Annotated in this window: 20 protein-coding genes; 8 read left to right on the top strand and 12 right to left on the bottom strand. The window is 33.4% G+C overall.

What is annotated here, in order from left to right; all coding sequences use genetic code 11:
* The first annotated feature begins 7 nt into the window (after positions 1-7).
* Genes OEW74_RS11450 through OEW74_RS11440 form a run of 3 tightly spaced genes read left to right on the top strand, consistent with a single transcriptional unit; the run spans position 8 to position 2,752 of the window.
* Positions 8-604 carry a riboflavin synthase gene (locus tag OEW74_RS11450; RefSeq protein WP_265428620.1) on the top strand — a complete coding sequence of 199 codons (597 nt, stop codon included), beginning with the start codon at positions 8-10 and terminating at the stop codon, positions 602-604.
* Positions 594-2,048: a sensor histidine kinase gene (locus OEW74_RS11445; protein WP_265428619.1), complete on the top strand. Its 1,455-nt coding sequence runs from the start codon at positions 594-596 to the stop codon at positions 2,046-2,048. Before OEW74_RS11450 ends, OEW74_RS11445 begins: the two co-directional genes overlap by 11 nt.
* A complete protein-coding gene (locus tag OEW74_RS11440) occupies positions 2,048-2,752 on the top strand; it encodes a tRNA1(Val) (adenine(37)-N6)-methyltransferase (protein WP_265428618.1) in 705 nt (234 codons plus the stop codon). Before OEW74_RS11445 ends, OEW74_RS11440 begins: the two co-directional genes overlap by 1 nt.
* A 54-nt stretch (positions 2,753-2,806) precedes the next feature.
* On the opposite strand, the gene OEW74_RS11435 is transcribed toward OEW74_RS11440, so the two are convergent.
* Together OEW74_RS11435 and rpmH are read right to left on the bottom strand one after the other, a co-directional pair.
* Complete coding sequence (locus OEW74_RS11435; protein ID WP_265428617.1) at positions 2,807-3,517, bottom strand: cell division ATP-binding protein FtsE; 711 nt, start codon at positions 3,515-3,517, stop codon at positions 2,807-2,809.
* A gap of 157 nt (positions 3,518-3,674) precedes the next feature.
* Positions 3,675-3,833, bottom strand: coding sequence for a 50S ribosomal protein L34 (gene rpmH / locus OEW74_RS11430; RefSeq protein ID WP_034679005.1), 159 nt, complete (start codon positions 3,831-3,833; stop codon positions 3,675-3,677).
* Positions 3,834-4,042: 209 nt separating this feature from the next.
* On the opposite strand from rpmH, the gene OEW74_RS11425 reads away from it, so the two are divergent.
* Positions 4,043-5,047 (top strand): DHH family phosphoesterase, encoded by a 1,005-nt coding sequence (locus OEW74_RS11425; protein ID WP_265428616.1) that lies wholly within the window; start codon positions 4,043-4,045, stop codon positions 5,045-5,047.
* Positions 5,048-5,086: 39 nt separating this feature from the next.
* On the opposite strand, the gene OEW74_RS11420 is transcribed toward OEW74_RS11425, so the two are convergent.
* The 10 genes from OEW74_RS11420 to tilS all read right to left on the bottom strand — a co-directional run bounded on the left by OEW74_RS11420 (position 5,087) and on the right by tilS (position 16,295).
* Positions 5,087-5,878 carry a patatin-like phospholipase family protein gene (locus OEW74_RS11420; protein ID WP_265428615.1) on the bottom strand — a complete coding sequence of 264 codons (792 nt, stop codon included), beginning with the start codon at positions 5,876-5,878 and terminating at the stop codon, positions 5,087-5,089.
* A 68-nt stretch (positions 5,879-5,946) separates the two neighbouring features.
* A complete protein-coding gene (locus tag OEW74_RS11415) occupies positions 5,947-6,729 on the bottom strand; it encodes an alpha/beta fold hydrolase (RefSeq protein ID WP_265428614.1) in 783 nt (260 codons plus the stop codon).
* Between the two features lie 12 nt (positions 6,730-6,741).
* Complete coding sequence (locus OEW74_RS11410) at positions 6,742-7,269, bottom strand: hypothetical protein (RefSeq protein ID WP_265428613.1); 528 nt, start codon at positions 7,267-7,269, stop codon at positions 6,742-6,744.
* Positions 7,270-7,446: 177 nt separating this feature from the next.
* The gene (locus OEW74_RS11405) at positions 7,447-7,962 is read right to left on the bottom strand and encodes an ExbD/TolR family protein (protein ID WP_265428612.1); all 516 of its coding nucleotides are present in this window, start codon (positions 7,960-7,962) and stop codon (positions 7,447-7,449) included.
* Positions 7,963-8,107: 145 nt separating this feature from the next.
* Positions 8,108-9,679, bottom strand: coding sequence for a T9SS type A sorting domain-containing protein (locus OEW74_RS11400; RefSeq protein ID WP_265428611.1), 1,572 nt, complete (start codon positions 9,677-9,679; stop codon positions 8,108-8,110).
* A gap of 143 nt (positions 9,680-9,822) precedes the next feature.
* Positions 9,823-11,892, bottom strand: coding sequence for a protein-disulfide reductase DsbD family protein (locus OEW74_RS11395; RefSeq protein WP_265428610.1), 2,070 nt, complete (start codon positions 11,890-11,892; stop codon positions 9,823-9,825).
* A 294-nt stretch (positions 11,893-12,186) separates the two neighbouring features.
* Entirely contained in the window at positions 12,187-13,101 is a 915-nt protein-coding gene (locus tag OEW74_RS11390; RefSeq protein WP_265428609.1) for a hypothetical protein, read from the bottom strand.
* A 288-nt stretch (positions 13,102-13,389) separates the two neighbouring features.
* The gene (locus OEW74_RS11385) at positions 13,390-14,358 is read right to left on the bottom strand and encodes a redoxin domain-containing protein (protein ID WP_265428608.1); all 969 of its coding nucleotides are present in this window, start codon (positions 14,356-14,358) and stop codon (positions 13,390-13,392) included.
* Positions 14,359-14,427: 69 nt separating this feature from the next.
* Complete coding sequence (locus tag OEW74_RS11380) at positions 14,428-14,994, bottom strand: RNA polymerase sigma factor (protein WP_265428607.1); 567 nt, start codon at positions 14,992-14,994, stop codon at positions 14,428-14,430.
* Entirely contained in the window at positions 14,967-16,295 is a 1,329-nt protein-coding gene (tilS, locus tag OEW74_RS11375) for a tRNA lysidine(34) synthetase TilS (protein ID WP_265428606.1), read from the bottom strand. The genes OEW74_RS11380 and tilS overlap by 28 nt, the downstream gene beginning before the upstream one ends.
* A gap of 86 nt (positions 16,296-16,381) precedes the next feature.
* Here tilS and OEW74_RS11370 point away from each other — a divergent pair, with 86 nt between their 5' ends.
* The 4 genes from OEW74_RS11370 (at position 16,382) to OEW74_RS11355 (ending at position 19,488) form a co-directional block, all read left to right on the top strand.
* Complete coding sequence (locus tag OEW74_RS11370) at positions 16,382-17,215, top strand: OmpA family protein (protein ID WP_265428605.1); 834 nt, start codon at positions 16,382-16,384, stop codon at positions 17,213-17,215.
* Between the two features lie 353 nt (positions 17,216-17,568).
* Entirely contained in the window at positions 17,569-18,216 is a 648-nt protein-coding gene (locus OEW74_RS11365) for an O-methyltransferase (RefSeq protein ID WP_265428604.1), read from the top strand.
* An 81-nt stretch (positions 18,217-18,297) separates the two neighbouring features.
* On the top strand, positions 18,298-19,014 hold the full coding sequence (locus OEW74_RS11360) for a C40 family peptidase (protein ID WP_265428603.1): 717 nt from the start codon (positions 18,298-18,300) through the stop codon (positions 19,012-19,014).
* 6 nt (positions 19,015-19,020) lie between these two features.
* Entirely contained in the window at positions 19,021-19,488 is a 468-nt protein-coding gene (locus OEW74_RS11355; RefSeq protein ID WP_265428602.1) for a DUF1648 domain-containing protein, read from the top strand.
* The last annotated feature ends 13 nt before the right edge of the window (positions 19,489-19,501 follow it).

The following is a 19,501-nucleotide window of genomic DNA, read 5'->3' as shown; positions in this document are numbered from 1 at the left end:
AAATAATATGTTCACAGGAATTATTGAAGCAGTAGGGGTTATTGAGAAAATACAGGAAAACGGAACGAATATAGACTTTACACTAAGTTGTCCTTTTACAAACGAACTAAAGATCGATCAAAGTCTTGCCCATAACGGCTGTTGTTTGACGGTTGTTGAGATAAAAGATAGTCAGTATGTGGTTACTGCCATTAATGAGACTTTAGAAAAAACAAATTTAGGCAAATGGAAAGTGGGAAGCGTTGTTAATTTGGAGCGTTGTATGAAGATGGATGGAAGGCTTGATGGGCATATTGTACAAGGTCATGTAGACAAAACCGGAGAAATTGTAAGCATCGAAAACAAAGATGGCAGTTATTTTGTTACTGTAAAATATAATTCAGAAGGTAATTTTGTTACGGTTCCTCAAGGTTCAATCACAGTTAATGGAATTAGTTTAACAGTAGCTAAAAGTGAAGAGTTTCAGTTTTCTGTAGCAATCATCCCGTATACTTGGGAATTTACCAATATGAATACGCTTCAGGTGGGCGATAAAGTAAATCTGGAGTTTGATATTATTGGTAAATACATTTCAAAATTAATTAACAGGCAGAATGGCATTTGATAAATATAAAGGATATAGCTTAAGAAACCGTGTGTTTTTCGGATTCTTGTTAATATGTCTTTTAAGTGTTGCTGCATCTTCGTTGGTTCCTTATTTTGTGTTGCGGAATAATGCCCTGCAACAGAGCAAAATTGATATGCAGGAAAAAACCAATGCGGTAATGGCGTATTTCGATTATGCTTTGAGCCGTACTTCTGTACAAACCGAAGACCTAAAGAAAGTTTTGGGAAATAAAATATTTGAAATCGCAGATATTAATCAGCACGATATTATTGTTTATGATCTGAAAGGTAATTATTTACTGTCAAATAAAGATTTAAATCTCGTTGACCGCAAAAAAGTTCCTATGGATATTGTGAACAAAATCTTGTCAAAAGAAACAAGGTACGATATTCGCGGGTACGATGCTTCCAAAGATGCGGTATATACTTCGTCTTATCTTGTTTTAAAAAACAATATGTGGGAACCGGTGGGGATTATTTATATTCCGTTATATCATAATGAGTCTGCATATATGGAGGTTTTGCATAAGTATGTGATTTACATTCTTTTGATAGATTTTATTATTATTGTTTTCAGTATTTGGCTCAGTTGGGTTACTTCGAATAATTTAGCAAAAAATATCACCAAATTCTCAGATATGATTACCCGTATCACTCTTTTTGAGAATGAGATGCGCCCCATTAAATATTATAAAAATGATGAACTGAATGCTTTGGCGAGAGCTTATAACAGGATGATTCTTCAGATTCAGGATCAGAAAGAAAGACTTCGTTTTAAAGCTTCTGAAGAGGCGTGGCGTGAAATGGCAAAACAGGTGGCGCATGAAGTGAAAAATCCACTGACTCCAATGAAATTGACCATTCAGAATTTTGAAAGGAAATTTGATCCACAAGATCCGAATGTTACCGAAAGGGTAAAGCAGATGAGTAAAACAATGGTCGATCAGATCGATGTTATTGCAACTGTGGCTTCAGCTTTTTCTGAATTTGCAAAACTTCCCGAAAAGAATAACGAAGTTATTAATTTGAATAGTGAAATAGAAGATATTTTAAGGGTTTTCAACGACGATCAGATATTCGTTCATGCGAATAAGAGCAATATTATGATTACCATGGATCGTGTTTTCCTTTCTAGAATTATTACCAATTTGGTTACCAATGCGAAACAGGCGCAAAGTGATGATCGAAATCTTTTGGTGAATGTCGATATTGAGCAGCATCAGAGAAGGGTTATTATTTCTGTTGAGGATAACGGTATCGGAATTCCTGAAGATATGTTCGAGAAAATATTTGAACCCAATTTTACGTCTAAAAACAGTGGAATGGGACTTGGTTTATCGATGGTCAGAAAAATGGTGGAAGACTACAAAGGTGAAATTTCTGTGAAATCAATCGTTGGAAAAGGTTCTACATTTACGATTACTTTACCGACCAATTTATAGTGAAGTCTTTTAAATTTAAACAATTCGAAATTCAGCAGTCACAAAACGTCTTCCGTGTAGGAACAGATGGGGTTTTGCTGGGTTCTTTAGCGAATGTGGATGATGTTTCTAAAGTATTGGAAATAGGAACGGGAACGGGTTTGATTTCATTAATGTTAGCACAAAGAAATTCTCAGGCAAATTTTTTAGGAATTGATATTAATGAAGAAGCGGTAAATCTTACTAAAAGCAATTTTAAAAATTCACCATTTCATTTAAGATTAAAAAATATTCTCCAAGATTTCAAAGCGTTTCAGTCTGAAGAAAAATTTGATTTGATTATTTCAAATCCGCCTTATTTTGAAGAATCTGATTCTGATAAAGATAAATTGGCGCGACAAACAGTTGAATTAAATTTTTTGCAACTGATTTCAAAATCTTCAGAATTGCTTTCTGAAAATGGTATTTTATCTGTGATTATTCCTTCTGAAGCTGGACGTGATTTTGTTAGAATTGCTCATGAAAATCAATTATTTCTTGTTCGACAAGTCAATGTTAAAGGAATCGAAAATTCAAAAGTAAAAAGATTAGTCCTGGAATTTTCTTTAACGAAAAAAGAATTGGAAGAATCTGAATTTATTATAGAAAAAAGTCCGAGACAATACTCGGACCAATATCTTGAACTCACCAAGGAGTTTCATGTTTTTAAAGAAGTTAGAAATTAGATTTTAGAAGTTAGTAATATCTTAATCTCTCAATTTCTAAATCTTTTAATCATTTTATTCAAACAATTCAGACGTATCCAATACAGAAACTTTTCCGTCTTCACATCTGATTGCTTCTCCCGGGAAATTCTGAATCATGTGATAATCGTGTGTCGCCATTACTACAGCGGCATGATTGTCTTCAGCAACTTTTTTCAGAAGCGTCATAATTTCGTTAGAAGTTTCAGGATCTAAATTTCCTGTTGGCTCATCTGCTAAAATAAGATCAGGGTGATTTAAAAGCGCTCTTGCAATTGCGATACGCTGTTGTTCTCCGCCAGAAAGTTCGTGTGGCATTTTATGCTTTTTGCCTTTCATGTTTACACTTGAAAGAACTTCGTTGATGCGTTCGTCAATTTTGTGCTTGTCGCTCCATCCTGTAGCTTCCAAAACAAATTTTAAATTTTTTTCAACCGTTCTATCGGAAAGCAATTGAAAATCCTGGAAAACAATTCCTAACTTTCTTCTAAGGTTAGGAATATCAGATGCTTTTAATTTAGCCAAATCAAAACCTACCACTTCGGCTTTTCCTGCAACTAAAGGAATATGTCCGTAAAGAGTCTTCAAAAGAGAGCTTTTTCCGGAACCTGTTTTTCCGATAAGATAACAGAATCTTCCTTTCTTTATATTAAGGTTAACGTCAGAAAGTACCGTGAAACTTTTTTGAGCAATCTTTGCATGTTGCAGACTTACAATACTGTCTCCGGTGATATGTGTATGTGGCATAAATTCAATTTTTATAGGCTTTTCGGGAAGCGCTTTTTTCAGATTTTAAAAATAAAAAAAGATATTCTATAAACCTAAAAATTAATATATTTTAACAACAAAAAATGCCTGAAAAAGTACTTTTCAAGCATGATCTGTATATTTTGACTAAAGAATATTATCTCTTAGCTCTTGCAGAACTTACTGTAAGGCTTTTTCTGCCTTTAGCTCTTCTCGCTGCCAAAACTCTTCTTCCGTTTGGCGTAGACATTCTTTCTCTGAAACCGTGTTTGTTTCTTTTCTTTCTTTCTGATGGTTGGAATGTTCTTTTACTCATTACTATATGTTTAAGTCGTAATTATCTATTAATTTTCAGGTTGCAAAGATATTAATTTTTTTAATAGATACAAATATTACCTTTCTTTTTTTGAAATATTTTTAATCAATTTATAAAGAGATTTATTAAAAAACTAGCTCTGTACTATTCTATATTTACTATTCATTCCGTTTAAAACCTTTATCTTTGGAAACTCAAATTAAAAAAAAATGTTTACACCTTCAGAACTTTTAGAAATCAACAAGCTTCTTGTACCGGAAAATAAAATTGTTATTCTTACCCATTACAATCCGGATGGAGACGCTATTGGATCAAGTTTAGGTTTAAAACATTACTTAAAAGCAAAAGGTTTGGAAGCTGAGGTCGTTGTTCCCAACGATTTCCCGAAATTTCTGAAATGGATGCCTGAAGCAAAAAAAAATATCATTGGTGAGTACAAAAGAAAAGTAGCTTTTGATATTATTAATGAAGCAGATGTCATTTTCTGTTTAGATTTCAACTCTCCTGCGAGAATCGGGATTTTGGGTGACTGGTTGATGAGAGCGAAAGCAAAGAAAATTCTTATTGATCACCATCAACAACCTGAAGATTTTGATTTTGTGTATTCCGATACGGTTATTCCTGCGACTTGTCAGATGGTTTATCATTTCATTGAAGCGATGAATGATGAAAAATTGGTTAATCAAGATATTGCAGAATGCCTTTATACCGGAATTATGACTGATACAGGTGGTTTCCGTTTCCGTTCTACAAGTGCGACTACGCATAGAATTGTTGCTAATTTAATTGAAAAAGGTGCAGATCCGTCTGTGATTACTTCTAATACTTGGGACACGAATACCGTTTCACGTTTGCATTTATTAGCCTTGATTTTAGGAAGAATCGAAGTAGTGAATGACGGAAAAGTTGCGGTTTTGTATTTAACGAGAAAAGAACTTCAGGAGTATGGCTTCCAGAAAGGTGATACAGAAGGTTTTGTAAATTACGGGCTGAGTATTGTTGGAGTAAAAATGGCTGCGTTTTTCATGGAAGATCTTTACGAAGATTTTATTAAAATTTCTTTCAGAAGTAAAGATGATGTAGATGTTAATCAGTTTTCAAGAAAATATTTCAATGGGGGAGGTCACATCAATGCTGCAGGAGGAAAATCGATGGAATCTTTGCCAGATACGATTGAGACTTTTAAAAGTAGAATTGCGGAGGAGAATTTGTAGTTAGTTAGTTGCAAAAACTCATAACTAATAATTCAAAACTCATAACTTCTTATAGCCTCTTTCTTCAAGGTCATTGCACGTATATTCGTAAACTTCCTGGAACATCACATCCAGAAACTTTTTATTGAAAAGGCTGAATTTTGTCATTTTGGGCGGGTCTAAAAATATGTCGCAATGACTTGCTTTAGAGTAAACAGATTTTGCAATGGCTAAATGTAAAATACGGTCAAATTCTTTCATCAAACTCATGTTTTCCAATCCGTCATAACTGATGGAGTTTACGTGAGAGCCAATTAAGAAATCGCATTTATCAACAATCGGTTCTATCGGAAGGTTGTCTAAAACTCCGCCGTCCACATAAATTTTTTCACCAATTTTTACAGGAGGTAAAACAAAAGGTACGCTTGAAGAGGCTAAAAGAGGGCCGAAAAGTTCTCCTTCAGAGAAAAAATCAACAATACCATGAGTCATTTCTGTGGCAGCGACGTAAACAGGAATTTTTAAGACTTTAAAATCGTCCTCAGGAAAATGATCGGTAAAAAGTTTTAGAATAAATTTTGAACTGAAAATCCCATTTTTAGACAGCTTAAGATAAGAACGAGAGAAAAAGGTAGTTTCTCTTACAATTTCCATCATTTCATCGGGCGTTTTCCCAAACGAGTAAAATGCTCCGATAATCGAACCTGCACTTGTTCCCGAAATGATGTCTGGTTTAAGATTGTATTCTTCCAGAGCTTTTAGAACGGCAATGTGGGCAATTCCGCGCATTCCGCCGCCGGAAAGTGTAAGTCCTATAATGGGTTTCTTTTTTTTGAAAGAAAATAAATTCATTGAAAAATTTAAGCCTTACTAAGATATGATTTTATATAGAAATGGTATCTAATATTGATAAATGTTTTTTAAAGAACCAATTTTTTTGGCAAATGATGAAGGAGTTCGGTATTGATAATTTCAGCACAGATAGAAGGTTTTTCCCAATGACCGTTATGTCCGCAATCCAGAACATAAGATTTGATATTGGTACGATCGGGAAGATGATTGATTGTATTTTCAGTTTTTACTGCATTGTCGTGTTTTCCGGCAAGAACCAAAATTCGGCAATCCAGATTTTCTAAAACATATTTTTTATCTGTTCTTTCCACCATTCCTTTTACGCAGGCTAAAGCTCCGAGATTATTTGTGGAAAGCGCAACTTCCAAAGCGGTCTCTATTTTACCTTCCAGAACGTCTCTTTCGTTAGGGTTAAATAAATTGGGAACTCCAGCTCTTGCATAATGAGCAAAGGCATCTTTTATGATTCTGTAGCTTTTTTTGCGCTGTTCTTTTTTCTCTTCATCATCCGGAAAATAAGTAGAGAAAAATAAAGTCACACTCTTTAAATATTCAGAAAACTGCTCGGCAAATGCTAAAGAAACGTAACCGCCCATCGAGTGACCGAGCAAATGGATATTTTTTAAATTTTGATGGTCTAAAACTTTTTTTACTTCTTCAGCCATCATTTCCATGGTGTGAACTTCTGCTAAGATATCCGATTTTCCATGTCCGGGAAGATCTATTTTTAGTAAAGTAAAATCTTGGGAAAGATATTTTTCAAAGTCGCTCCAGATTGAAATGTTTTCCATGAAACCATGAAGTAGAACTAATGTCTCTTTCCCTTGTCCTTTTTTTTCAAAATTGAGCATAACCTTAAAATTTTAATATTGAATGTCGATATAATCTACAAATCCCGAACCATTTACCATATCCTGAAGTCTGTAGGTTTTTCCGCCATCTTTAGATGCGAAAGTTTTGATACCTTTTCTTGTGTAAGGTTTTCCGTTGTCGTTTTCAGGGATTTTTTGGGTGATTTCTCCGGTGAAATTCATATGTTTTGCAGAAACTACCTGTATAAAACCTTTAATGTTAATTGAATTATTTCCTGATTTAATACTTCCTGAAACATTATAGTTATCTCTTTCACCTTCAATTTTTGTGAAATTTACAGATCCTGAGTATTTAGGTGAACTGTCATTCTGGTAAAAGAATTTGTGACTTCCGCTGAAATCTTTGAAGCGGTTTTCGCTGTTTTTGGCTTTAATGCTGTCGTTCAGTTTTGTTCTTGCAGCATTGATGGAATCTACGATTTTTGTACTGTCAACTTTACTGTTGACTTCTGTAGTTTCTTTTTTTGAACATGAAAAGCTCAGGATTCCCATTCCGGCTAAAATTAAAATGTTTTTCATCATGGTTTGAAATTTACGCTCAAATTTATAAAAAAAGAGCATTATAAAAATGCTCTAAGGTTTTAAAATTTATTCGCCACGAATACACTAATGTTTTACTGAATAAGATTTGTGCATTCGTGGCGAAAAGATAGAAATAAGTTATTTTAAAACTATGAAGCTATATTGCTTAAAGTATTATTTTATTACGTTTTCGTAAACTTTCTTTTCCCAGGGTTTGATGTCGCTTATTCCGTATCGTTCTTTTTTTGAGATCGAAATATTATCCATCATATCTACGAAATTTTTGTAATTGGCATCATCGGTAGGTTTTACAATAATGGTGAAAATTTCTTTTTTAGGAGCTTTTTCATAAGCATTTGAAATTATTTTTGAAACATTCAATCCGTTGTAATCTGTTTCTTTTAAACCTGCTTCTGTAAGATCTTTTTCATTGCTTTGATGATAAAAAATCCTGTTGTTTTCTCCAATGATAAAAGTAATTTGATTTTGATCTCCTATTTGACCAATAGGAGCATCAGTTCCTTTTGCTGGTAACCCCAAATCCATCACATTAGGTTTTGTAAAACTTGATGTAAACATGAAAAACATCAATAATAAAAAATTTAAATCGACCATCGGCGTCATATCGATTTTGATAGGTTTCTTGTTTTGCTTGCCTCCGGATTTTTCTTTTGTAACAACTTCAGCCATAATTCAGTTTTTTAAAATGTTGAACGAATTTTTAGAATCAATGAAATTATATTTCACTTTAAAATGATTCGATGCAAAGTTTGTACCTAATTTATAATAATGTTAAAAATTTAACAAATGAATTCTGGTTTTCATTGAAAATGTATTATTTTGAAATAATAATTTTCTTAGATAATAGAGTTGTCCCCTTATTTTCAACTTGTATAATGTAGTTTCCGTTGGTTAAAGCAGAAGTATTAATTGAAATATTTTTTTCGGAATATTTTTTTGACGAAATTTTTCTTCCTGATGCATCAGTAATGCTTATTGTACTTTCAGACGGAAGATTATCTATATTCACAAAATCTTTTGCTGGGTTTGGGTATATTATTGGTTTTTCAGGAGTATTATTCTCCATGATTCCTAATTCTTTAGATCCGGTTAGCTTTAAAATCCAAAAATCAAGCAGACCGTGGTTTCCTGTAACATCTCCGCTATCGGGATTTGTGTTTGATGATCCTGCTACAGCCAATCCGCCATCTGAGGTGGAAATAATGCTGTATGCTGCCTCGTTTCCACTTCCACCATAAGATTTATGCCATAGCAAGTTTCCTAAAGTGTCTAATTTTACTACCCAATATTGTGTAGAAGCTAACGGCTCAGATTCTGCAACGCCGGTATTTGATGAGAGGTATCCTGTAGCAACATAGTTTCCATCAGGTGTTTGTTTTACTGAATATGCTTGATCATAGGTAATGCTTCCCAGAGCTTTTTCCCATTGTAGATTACCTGACGCATCGAGCTTAATGATCCAGTAATCTCCTTGCCCGTTATTAAAGCTTATATTTCCGTTTGTAGAAGTGGTAGTACCCGACACGATGTACCCGCTGTCTGAAGTTTGATCTATGGAGTAAGCATTCTCTTCTCCGGAACCTCCGAAACGTTTTTCCCATATAATATTACCAGTACTTCCGAGCTTTACAATCCAAAAATCTCGTCCTGATCCGGAGGCGGTACTAGATACGTCTCCGCTGTTTGAAGAATAGGTGTCTCCTGCTACAATATAACCACCGTCATTGGTCTGTTGAATTTCAAAAGCTCTTTCATTACTGGCTCCACCAAGAGATTTTTGCCATTGTAAATTTCCTAAAGAGTCTAATTTTACCACCCAGTAATCGGTTGTGTTTTGACTATGGTTTCCGGTAATGTCTCCATTGCTAGAGCTAGAATATCCGGTTACGATGTATCCTCCATCAGTAGTTTTCTTCACAGAGGTTGCAATGTCTGGAGCTTGACCTCCATATGTTTTTTGCCATACGATATTTCCGAGTGCATCTAGTTTTACAATCCAGTAGTCTGAAGATCCTTTGTTTAGGGTAACGTCTCCATTAGAGGAGTTGGTAAATCCTACAACAACATATCCTCCGTCTGAGGTAGTGCAGATTGAGTTTGCCTGATCGTCGCCAGATCCGCCAAGAGACTTTTGCCACTGCAAAGCTCCTGAAGCATCCATTTTTACTACCCAAAAATCATTATCTCCATGATTTGTGGTTGCGTTTCCATCGGAAGATTTTGAAAATCCGGCGGTGATGTACCCACCGTCCAAGGTTTGTACAATAGATTTTGCGGTTTCATTATTTGATCCGCCAAAAGATTTTTGCCATTGTATTGTGGGGATCTGAGCTTTTGTAAAAGATGAAAGTAAAAAAAATAAAAGAGTAAATTTTAAATATTTCATAAGCGATTGATTGTAGGTTGGTTAATCAAATTTAAATAAATTTATTCATATCTTAATGAATAATTTAGAAACTTGAATTCAGCCTGGTTAAAAACAAAAAACTCACACTTTTCAGCATGAGTTTTAAATATATTTTGGTGAAACTATTTATTGTTTTTAAAATAATTAACACCACATTCCAGGAATTTTTTAAATTTCTCTTTTTCCATATAACCTGAAACCGGAGTATTAATCACTTTTCCATCCGGAGTTAGAAGAACGTAATGTGGTTGCGAATTATTATTAAAATTAGCGGTCTGGAACAAGCTCCATCTGTCACCAATAGTTTTTACTTTTTTCACCTGTCCATCTCCCAAATCGATTTTGGTTTTTTGGTCTTCAGGAAGCTCTTCTTTGTCGTCTACATAAAGAGAAGCAAGTACAACATCGTTCTGAAGAATTGGTAAAATATCCGGTTCACTCCAAACGAATTCTTCCATTTTTCTACAGTTTTCACAACCGTAACCAGTAAAGTCAATCAGAATTGGTTTGTTTTCTTTTTTGGCAAGTTCTATAGCATTAAAGAAATCATGTTCAGGATGCATTCCTAGAATTCCGTCTTTTTCATCATGGAAATAACTTACATTCAATGGAGGTAAAATTCCGCTTAATAATGACAGTTTTGGTCGTTCTGCAGGAATTAATCCCTGAATTAAATACACAACAAAACCAATTCCTAAAACTCCGATGATCTTTCTTGTAATAGAAATTTTCGGCTTCTTATCGTCATGTGGAAATCTTATCAATCCGAATAAATAAATAACCAATCCAATAGCAATTACGATCCAGATCGAGATGAAAAGCTCTCTTTTAATTAAGAATGTTTTAGAAACTAAATCTGCTTTTGATAAGAATTTTAAAGCCAAAGCCAATTCCACAAAACCTAAAACAACTTTCACCGTATTCATCCAACCTCCAGATTTTGGAAGACTTTGTAAAGCTTGCGGGAATAAAGCCAATAATCCGAAAACAATCGCCCAAGCCAATCCGAAACCAGCCAAAGCAAATGTTAACAACATCGGAACGTTTGCAGAACCTGTAATGGCACTTCCCAGTAAACTTCCCAAAATAGGACCTGTACAAGAGAAAGAAACAATTACTAAAGTTAAAGCCATAAAGAAAATACCAATCATTCCGCCTGCTTCTTCTGCTTTTGAAGATTTGTTGGCAATAGAGCTTGGTAGAGTAATATCATAATATCCGAAGAAACTTCCTGCGAAGAAAATAAAGATGATGAAGAAAACGATATTGAGCCAAACGTTGGTAGAAATTTCGTTGAAAATATTTCCTGCAATTCCATCAATTAAATGGAAGGGAAGACTTAATAAAACAAAGATTAAAAGGATAAAAAATCCATAAACCAAAGCGTCTCTTTTTCCTTTTGCCGGGTTTTTATTCCCTTTTGTAAAGAAAGAAACCGTTAATGGAATCATCGGGAAAACGCATGGCGTCAATAAAGCGATCAAACCACCAATGAAACCTAATAAAAGATACGTCCAATAATTTTCATCAATTTTCGATGAACCGGTTCCGCAATCTGTTAATGGTTTTGAAATATCAATCGAAGCTACTTTTAATTGTTTAGGATCTAATTTTGCAGTCTCAACGATTGTAGAATCTCCTTTTACAGGATTTTGTACAATAGTTTCAACAGCTTTTACAGAATCTTTTGCAGTTTCTGTTTTATCATCAGTTGTTGCGTCTTCTGTTGCTCCGGTCGGAGTAATTTTTTTATTGAATTCTAAAGTATTCGGAGCCAGACAAACTCTGTCATCACAAGTCTGATATGTGATTTCTGCAACTACATCTCCGGCTTTTGTTGGGTCTTTTAGTTTAAATTTTTGCTTAAAACCTGCAGAGTTTGAATAGTAAATAATCGTTCCACCGAAAGCTTCAGAAAATTCTTCATGCTTTTTTCCTACTTCCTGAAATTTTCCAATCAGTTCTATATTTTTTCCTGAAACCACATATTCTGTTGGGATCCCTGTGTCTTCAGGGATGTCTCTCGAGTAAATGTGCCATCCGCTTTCCAATGTAGCATTCAAAACAGCTTCGTATTGGTTATTACCCAATTCGTTGACCGTGAATTTGAATTTTACAGGATTTTTGATCTGTGCATTAATTCCTGTTGCAAAAAACAGGAGAATTAGTAAAAACCAGTTTTTAAATTTCATTGTACTTTTTCATTAAAAATTGTGAGAACCTTTCTAGATTTCTCATCTTTTGCGTATCGCCTATTTTATCAAGGAAGTGATACCTGAAACAGCGTTGCTTCCATCAATTATCGACGTATTTTTTTGCTTCGCTAAAATAGCTAATTTTTTGTCCCTAAAAAAACTAAGGAACTTTCTTTTTACTTAAGAATCTAATGTATAAAAGATATTTGTTAGTAAGTTTGTTTTAAAAGCTGCATAATAAGTGTTTTTATATATCAGATTTTGTATAAGTTTTATTGATTTTATATAGTTTCAAAACTTAAAACTGTATTCAAGATTGGCGATAAAACTTCGTGTTAAACCATCTGGTCTTACGTCTCGCACGGCAAAAGGAGCTCCTAAACTAAGCTGAAGCGCATGAACTTCATTCAAATTATAATCAAAAAACAGATTTCCATTAACCGTTAAACCTTGAGAACCGTCAATTACTCGTTCTGTTCCAAACGTATCGGTGAATTGATCATTCGAAAGATGATAAATATTCAACAATCCAAGAGTAATCTGAAGTTTGTCAGTTATTTTGAAAGGATAAGATACTCTGAGTAAAACATCACCATTGCGCTTGAAATCTTTGGTTGTCTGAAAATTTCTCAATGAAGAACTTACAGGGTAATTCTCTGCAACAAACTGATTATTATTTTGGGTCAATGGCTGTTGTAAAGCAGCAACCAACTGTAGTTTTTTTATCTGATATCCCGCTCCAACAATAAGATCAAACGTTCCTAGACTGGCTTGGTAATCCATTGGTAAAGCTCCGCCGTTTTTATATTTATTTCCGTCTGTTAAAGGGATTTTTGTACCTAAAGTAAAGCTTAGATTTTTATTTAAACGATAATTTGTACTCAAATATATGTCTGATAAACCGAAAGTGCTTACATTGTTTCCAGCCTGTGAAAGAGAGGCAAGTTTAGCACTAATAGCAAATTTAGAATTGATCTGTCTGTTATATTCTGCGTATTGACTGTAAGCCGTAATCTCGTTATCTGCTTTCCCGACAGAAAAACCAATTTTTAACTGATTTTTTTGCACAGAAATAGAATCATTCTGATGAGGTTTCAAACTGTTTACAGTACAAAACCCTGCATCGCTACAACCTTGAGCTTTTAATGAACTTGTAGCCATCGCAAACAAAAGGAAGCAAAAACTGTAGAAATATTGATTTTTCATGTGGGATAAATTAAAATGATGTGATAAACTAAAATATAAACCTGTTACACACTTTACAGACATCATAACAATTTTATAATAAAATAATTGTATTTCTTTGCTAAATGAAATGCCATTGTTAACCTTAAAAAAATATTTACTGTAAAAACTTTGTCTTTCATTGCGATTTAAAAAACGCAAGGATACACAAGGAATTATAAAAAGTACTGAAATAAAGTTAAACAAAGCCGTTTCACTTATTTTAGAAAGACAAAGATTCAAATGTACAAAGGGTAAATTTAAACAATATTATAGTTGCTTCAGAATATCTTCCAGTGAAGCTCTTTCTTTATAATCAGGATTAAAATGTCTCCACGAAATTTCTTTATTTTCATTAATAATGAACGTTGCCGAAACCGGAAGTCTTCCAGAATTATCAGATCTGCTGTCTGTAAAATCGCCTTTTAATCTTGAATTGTAAAAATCAAGCGTTTTCTGCTCCGGAGTGTAAAGTACATCAAACATTTCGGCAATTTTATAATTTTCATCGTACAAAACGGTATAATCTGTTTTTGTTTTGGCGATGGTTTTTTCAATAAACTCAAGTTTTTCTGGCGAAATAATAACCAGTCTTGCATTTTTTGCTTTCAGTTCAGGTGAAATATTTTGCAGACTTTCCACATATTTGTTACAGTAAGGACACCATTGCCCACGAATGAAAACCAAAACGATTTTCTCCTTTTCTTTTGATAAAGTAAATGTTTTTCCTAAATGATCTTTAGCAGAAAAATCGGCAATTTTATCACCCACCATTTTTCCTTTTACCTGATCGATTGTTTTAACCGTGTTTTTTGAAAAAGCCTTATCTAAAACAGCCATCCCAACTCCCGAAAACTGTTGTGCATTATAATATCCGAAATCATATTGAATCAACTCTCCATTTTTATCTAAAAATAAAAACGAAGGATAATTTACAATTTTATATTTTTTTACAAGCTCAAGTCCGTCTTTATCTTTTTCGGCATCAATCGCAAGATTTACAAAGCTTTTATTGAAAAGTTCTCCGATTTTTTCATCAGTAAAGGTATTTTTTTTCATCAGTTTACATGGTCCGCACCAGGTTGTAAATAAATCAATGAAAATAAGTTTGTTTTCTTTCTGGGCAATTTTTTTTGCGGCTTCAAGATTTACATTTTGAAAATTGATGCCTTTTTCTTTTTGTGCACTTACAAAAATCCCTAAAAACACTAATGTGCTGAATATAATTGTTTTGAACATAACGATTGTTTTTATTAAGTTCTTTTAAAAAGAAAAAAATCACCCGTTCTTCAGATGATTTTTTGTAATTTATTGATTTTCAGTTTGAAAATTTTTATCTTTTATTCTCCGGATCTGTTCTACGCATTTGTATTTTTGGTTTTGCGCATTATGCTTGCTGGAATATTTATATTTATCCTGAATCTCTTCAATGCTTTTATTTTTTATAAAAATATCCTGAATTAAATTCTGGCAATGTGAAGAGATGGCTTTAATATATCCCGTCAGTTTTTCCCAATAATATTTTTCGTTTTCGATCGCAAGGTTAATTTCCTGCTGGTTTTCTATGAAATAAGTATCGGGAAACTCGATATAAAAATGCCTGTTTTTTAATCTTTTCAGCCATAAATTTTTAGAAATTCCTACAATATAATTTCCCAAACAAGTGTAGGCTTCAAAATTATCACGATGCAGTTTTTCATAAAGGATAAGCAGCGAATCCTGAAAAATATCTTCGGCATCCTCAGAATTTCCTTTATTATTAAGAATATATTTTTTTACGTAAACAAAATAATTTTGGTACAAAATACCGAAAGCTACATTACTGTTTTTTTGGAAATCTTCTATGGCTAAAGAATTGGCTGTTCTTCTATCCATTGTACTGTGGTTGTTTTTTGTGTATTAACTTCTGCCTCAGATCTGCGATCCTGTCTTAGCGGAACGATTCCTAAAATTTGATCTTTGGCATCGCACAAAATCCATATTTTTTCTTTAGTTAAAGCGGATAATTTTTCATCTCTGAAAAACTTAGACACCTTCTTTTTTCCGGAAAAACCCGAAGGATAAAACTCATCGCCATCTTTTTGTTTCCTCAGATATAAAGGGAACTGAAGTTTGTCGGTATCAAAAACCCAACTAAAAGATTTACCATCTTCAATATAATTTTTAATATTGATAGATGTCTGATCTTGGTGAGAGTCAAAATTTTCAACTAAGATTATTTCAGGATTTATTTCTTTTGAAAAGTTTTTTACTTTTAAAATTAAACCTTTTCTATCGACAGTTAAATGATAATCTTCTGAAAAAAATGAACTTCCGTTTTCTGCAGAGAAAATTTTCTGAATTTCTTCCGGTCGGTTAAAACCATATTTTTTTAGAATCTCAAATTGCACGAAATCACTTTCCTGAGCCAGCTTTTCTTTTGATAAGATTTTATACTCTTTGTTAAATACAGAAAGATCTTTTTCTATGATTTGAATCTGTTGAGTCACAAAATCTTTGGTCTGATTAAGAAAAGAAATACTTTTTTTGAAGTTTTCTAAGAACTGATCGTTGGTTTCAGAAAGTTTTGGAACTAATTCATTCCTGATCTTATTTCTCAGGTAATCACTTTTTTTATTGGAAAGATCTTCACGGAAATTAATGTTGTGTTCTTCAGCAAATTGGTAAATCTCTTCTTTTGAGAAATTTAATAATGGTCTCAGAATATTATTTTCATTAGCAGGAATTCCGCTTAAACCATTAATTCCGGAAGCTTTTGAAAGATTGATGATAAAGGTTTCCAGCTGATCATTCAGATGATGAGCGGTTACCAAAAAATCCAGATTTTCTTTCTCCTGAATTTCTCTGAAGAATCGGTAACGAAGTTCTCTTGCCCAAAGCTGAATAGAATTTTCCGGCTGCTCATCTTTTTTCGAAACTTCATATAAATGAAATTTAATATTATTCTTGTAGCAAAAATCTTCAACTACTTTCTGATCAGAATCAGAATCTTCGCCCCGAAGTTTATAATTAATATGCGCAACCTGAAATTCGCATCCAGAATCTTGTAATTCGTTAAAAAGATAGGCTAAAACCATAGAATCTGCACCTCCGCTTACCGCTAAAAGATAGGTTGGGTTATCTGATAATTGAGCGAGATTTTGAAGCTGTTTTTCAAATGCGGATTGTGTAAGCATAATGCTCAGAATTTCTTTTGTACAAAGATAATCCTAATTATTAAAATGAATTTTGTTACCTTTGAAATCGTTTAAAAAGTTTATTTATGAAGATTTTTAAAATTTTAGTAGCTTCAGTAGTGGTGTTGGGAATGACATCTTGCGTTAGTAAGAAGCAGTATGATGCTCTAAGTGGCAACTACAAACAGTGTATTGAAAATATTGGTGAGAGACAACGTGAAATTCAGGATCTGAAAGGTCAGAATTCTACATTGACGGCGGAAAATAACTTATTAAAAAGTCAGCACGATGCTTTGAAATCATCTTTGGATGCTTGTCTTTCAAACACCGGAAAAAGCTCGGCAAATATTGATAAATTGGTTGGTGAGATCAATGCATCAAACTCTTATATCAAACAATTGATTTCTGCAAATGCTAAAAACGACAGTTTAAATTTAGCGTTATCAAACAAATTAAAAAGATCTTTGGATAATGTAACTGATCAGGATGTTCAGGTAAAAGTTCTTAAAGGTGTTGTGATGATTTCATTGTCAGATAAATTATTATACAAAACGGGAGATTACAACGTTTTACCGGCAGCTCAGGAAGTTTTGGGTAAAGTAGCAAAAGTAATCAACGATTATGATAAATATTCTGTATTGATTGAAGGTAACACAGATAATGCGCCATTAAGCTCTGCAAACTTACCGAGAGACAACTGGGATCTTTCTGCATTGAGAGGTACAGCGATTGCTAAAGTATTACAAAGTCAGTTTGGCGTAGATCCTGCAAGAATTACAGCAGGCGGTCGTTCTGAATACAATCCTAAAGCGACAAACATGAGCGTTTCTGGAAGAGCTGAAAACAGAAGAACTGAAATCATCATCATGCCTAAGCTGGATGAGTTTATGAAATTGATGGATATCACTCCTAAGAAATAATAAAGCAAAATTTAAATAAAGAATTCCGATAAGCGATTATCGGAATTTTTGTTTTCAAACTACATCTTCTTTTTTAAGAAGCTTTATAATCTGACCTAAGAAAAAACTGCGTCTTCTTTTTCGGGAGCTCTTTTTTGCGGATGACGATTGAGTAATCGTGTAATTTTGTACGTCATTCACGGGTAACAAATTTGTTTTCATCATCTTCATTGAGTATTCTTACCTCTTTTATTTTGCAGTACCACAAATTTATCAGCTTATCGTCATGAAAACAATCCGTATTTTTACGGATATTCTGTTTTGGTTTAGGACTCAGAATTATTTTAATTAAATTTGAACAAATAAAAAAAAGAATGAGTTTTTTTGAAGAAAAAAATCCAGAAATGGATCGATATCTGGAAAATCATGCTTCGTCTGAGCCCGAAATTCTTAAAAAATTAAGAAGAGAAACTTTTCAGAAAACCACTCAGCCGCATATGATTTCCGGTTATCAGCAGGGAAGGCTTTTAACGATTATTTCTAAAATGCTAAATCCTAAAAACGTATTAGAAATAGGAACTTTTACAGGATATGCTACCCTTTGTCTTACGGAAGGTTTATCTCCGGAAGGAAAAATTACCACGCTTGATGTAAATGAAGATTTGGCTTACCTTCCGAGAAAATATTTTTCTGAAAGTAAATTTTCAAATCAGATTGATTTTCAAATTCAGGATGCAAAAGAATTTCTACGAAATACTGATGAGGTTTTTGATCTGGTTTTCATTGATGCCGATAAAGAAAATTATGCTGAATATTTCAGATTAATCAAACCGAAGACAAAATCCGGCTCTGTAGTTCTCTTTGATAATGTGCTTTGGTACGGAAAAGTTTTAGAAGAAAATCCAAAGCAAAAATCTACACAGATTATTAAAGAGCTTAACGATTTGGTAGCAAAAGATGATGATTTTGAAAATCTTATTTTACCTTTGCGTGACGGAGTAAACTTCTTAAGAAGGAAATAAAATAAGGCTAAGTTTAAGGTTAAGATTTTACAGCGTATTTTTCTCAGCCTCAACCTCGACCTATAACCTTAATATAAATTGATGGATAAAGGAATTTGTATCGTGACTGTTGCGCCTGTTCGTGCTGAAAATTCGGATAGAGCAGAAATCGTTACTGAAATTTTGTATGGCGAAAGTGCAGATATTTTGGAAGTAAATAAAAACTGGACGAAAATAAAAATGCACTACGACGGCTATGAAGGCTGGATGGATACCAAACAGATCAAGCCTGTTACAGAAGAATATCTTGCCAACAGAAAAGTGACTTTAATTACGGAAGATTTTTCTTCTGTAATGACTCTTGACGGGAAAACTTTGCTTTCGATGGGTTCTGAAGTAGAATTTCCTGCAGTTGCATCCAGAAGAAGTCATGATATACGTGAAAGTATTGCTTTAACGGCAAAAGAATTTCTGAACATTCCTTATTTGTGGGGCGGAAAAAGCTTTTTTGCAGTTGACTGTTCCGGTTTCGTACAGCTCGTTTATAAAATTCACAATGTGAAAATGCCGAGAGATACTTCTCAACAAGTTGAAGTAGGAGATTCTCTCACTTTTGTAGAAGAAAGCCGGCCAGGAGATTTGGCTTTTTTTGAAAATTCTGAAGGTAAAATTATTCATGTAGGAATTATGCTCGACAATCAAAAAATTATTCATGCTTCCGGAAAAGTGAGAATAGACACATTAGATTCCAGCGGGATTTTTAATAAAGAAATGAATAAACATACTCACAAACTGAGAGTGATTAAAAGCATTCTTTAAACTCTTATGGAAACTGTAATTCTTACTGTTTTTGATATTCTGAATTTAGTATTGATTCTGTTTTTATGGATTTATACTTTAAGAATATTTAAAAAACTTCCTGAAAAACTTCCCACTCATTTTGATTTTGAAGGAAAGCCTGATCATTTTGGAGGGAAAAGATTTGCTTTTTTTCTCCCTGTTTTAGCGGTCATATTTTATGTGGTTTTCTTTTTTATAACAAAACATCCCGACACCGGAAATTTTCCGTTTGAGATTACTGAAGCAAACCAGAAAACACAGTTTCTTATCATGATTTTTCTGCTGAAATGGCTTTTATTTCTTGTTTTATTGATGTTTTTAAATATTCAGGATTATACAATTCGATACAGTTTTAATTCAGACTCGAAAGCAAGAGTTCATATTTTATTATTTATTCCTTTTATTTTTATCAGCGTAATGGCTGCAATAATTTCGGCTTATATTTATAAATAAAAAACAAAAAATA

Source organism: Chryseobacterium sp. YIM B08800 (assembly GCF_026163565.1).
Classification (GTDB): Bacteria; Bacteroidota; Bacteroidia; order Flavobacteriales; family Weeksellaceae; genus Chryseobacterium.
This window is presented reverse-complemented; position numbering and strand designations above follow the sequence as displayed.

Bases quoted from the DNA above. Each gene is read 5' to 3' on its own strand.
- OEW74_RS11450 (WP_265428620.1), top strand. From the start codon at position 8: ATGTTCACAGGAATTATTGAAGCAGTAGGGGTTATTGAGAAAATACAG.
- OEW74_RS11445 (WP_265428619.1), top strand. From the start codon at position 594: ATGGCATTTGATAAATATAAAGGATATAGCTTAAGAAACCGTGTGTTT.
- OEW74_RS11435 (WP_265428617.1), bottom strand. From the start codon at position 3,517: ATGCCACATACACATATCACCGGAGACAGTATTGTAAGTCTGCAACAT.
- rpmH (WP_034679005.1), bottom strand. From the start codon at position 3,833: ATGAGTAAAAGAACATTCCAACCATCAGAAAGAAAGAAAAGAAACAAA.
- OEW74_RS11425 (WP_265428616.1), top strand. From the start codon at position 4,043: ATGTTTACACCTTCAGAACTTTTAGAAATCAACAAGCTTCTTGTACCG.
- OEW74_RS11420 (WP_265428615.1), bottom strand. From the start codon at position 5,878: ATGAATTTATTTTCTTTCAAAAAAAAGAAACCCATTATAGGACTTACA.
- OEW74_RS11415 (WP_265428614.1), bottom strand. From the start codon at position 6,729: ATGCTCAATTTTGAAAAAAAAGGACAAGGGAAAGAGACATTAGTTCTA.
- OEW74_RS11410 (WP_265428613.1), bottom strand. From the start codon at position 7,269: ATGAAAAACATTTTAATTTTAGCCGGAATGGGAATCCTGAGCTTTTCA.
- OEW74_RS11405 (WP_265428612.1), bottom strand. From the start codon at position 7,962: ATGGCTGAAGTTGTTACAAAAGAAAAATCCGGAGGCAAGCAAAACAAG.
- OEW74_RS11400 (WP_265428611.1), bottom strand. From the start codon at position 9,679: ATGAAATATTTAAAATTTACTCTTTTATTTTTTTTACTTTCATCTTTT.
- OEW74_RS11395 (WP_265428610.1), bottom strand. From the start codon at position 11,892: ATGAAATTTAAAAACTGGTTTTTACTAATTCTCCTGTTTTTTGCAACA.
- OEW74_RS11390 (WP_265428609.1), bottom strand. From the start codon at position 13,101: ATGAAAAATCAATATTTCTACAGTTTTTGCTTCCTTTTGTTTGCGATG.
- OEW74_RS11385 (WP_265428608.1), bottom strand. From the start codon at position 14,358: ATGTTCAAAACAATTATATTCAGCACATTAGTGTTTTTAGGGATTTTT.
- OEW74_RS11380 (WP_265428607.1), bottom strand. From the start codon at position 14,994: ATGGATAGAAGAACAGCCAATTCTTTAGCCATAGAAGATTTCCAAAAA.
- tilS (WP_265428606.1), bottom strand. From the start codon at position 16,295: ATGCTTACACAATCCGCATTTGAAAAACAGCTTCAAAATCTCGCTCAA.
- OEW74_RS11370 (WP_265428605.1), top strand. From the start codon at position 16,382: ATGAAGATTTTTAAAATTTTAGTAGCTTCAGTAGTGGTGTTGGGAATG.
- OEW74_RS11365 (WP_265428604.1), top strand. From the start codon at position 17,569: ATGAGTTTTTTTGAAGAAAAAAATCCAGAAATGGATCGATATCTGGAA.
- OEW74_RS11360 (WP_265428603.1), top strand. From the start codon at position 18,298: ATGGATAAAGGAATTTGTATCGTGACTGTTGCGCCTGTTCGTGCTGAA.
- OEW74_RS11355 (WP_265428602.1), top strand. From the start codon at position 19,021: ATGGAAACTGTAATTCTTACTGTTTTTGATATTCTGAATTTAGTATTG.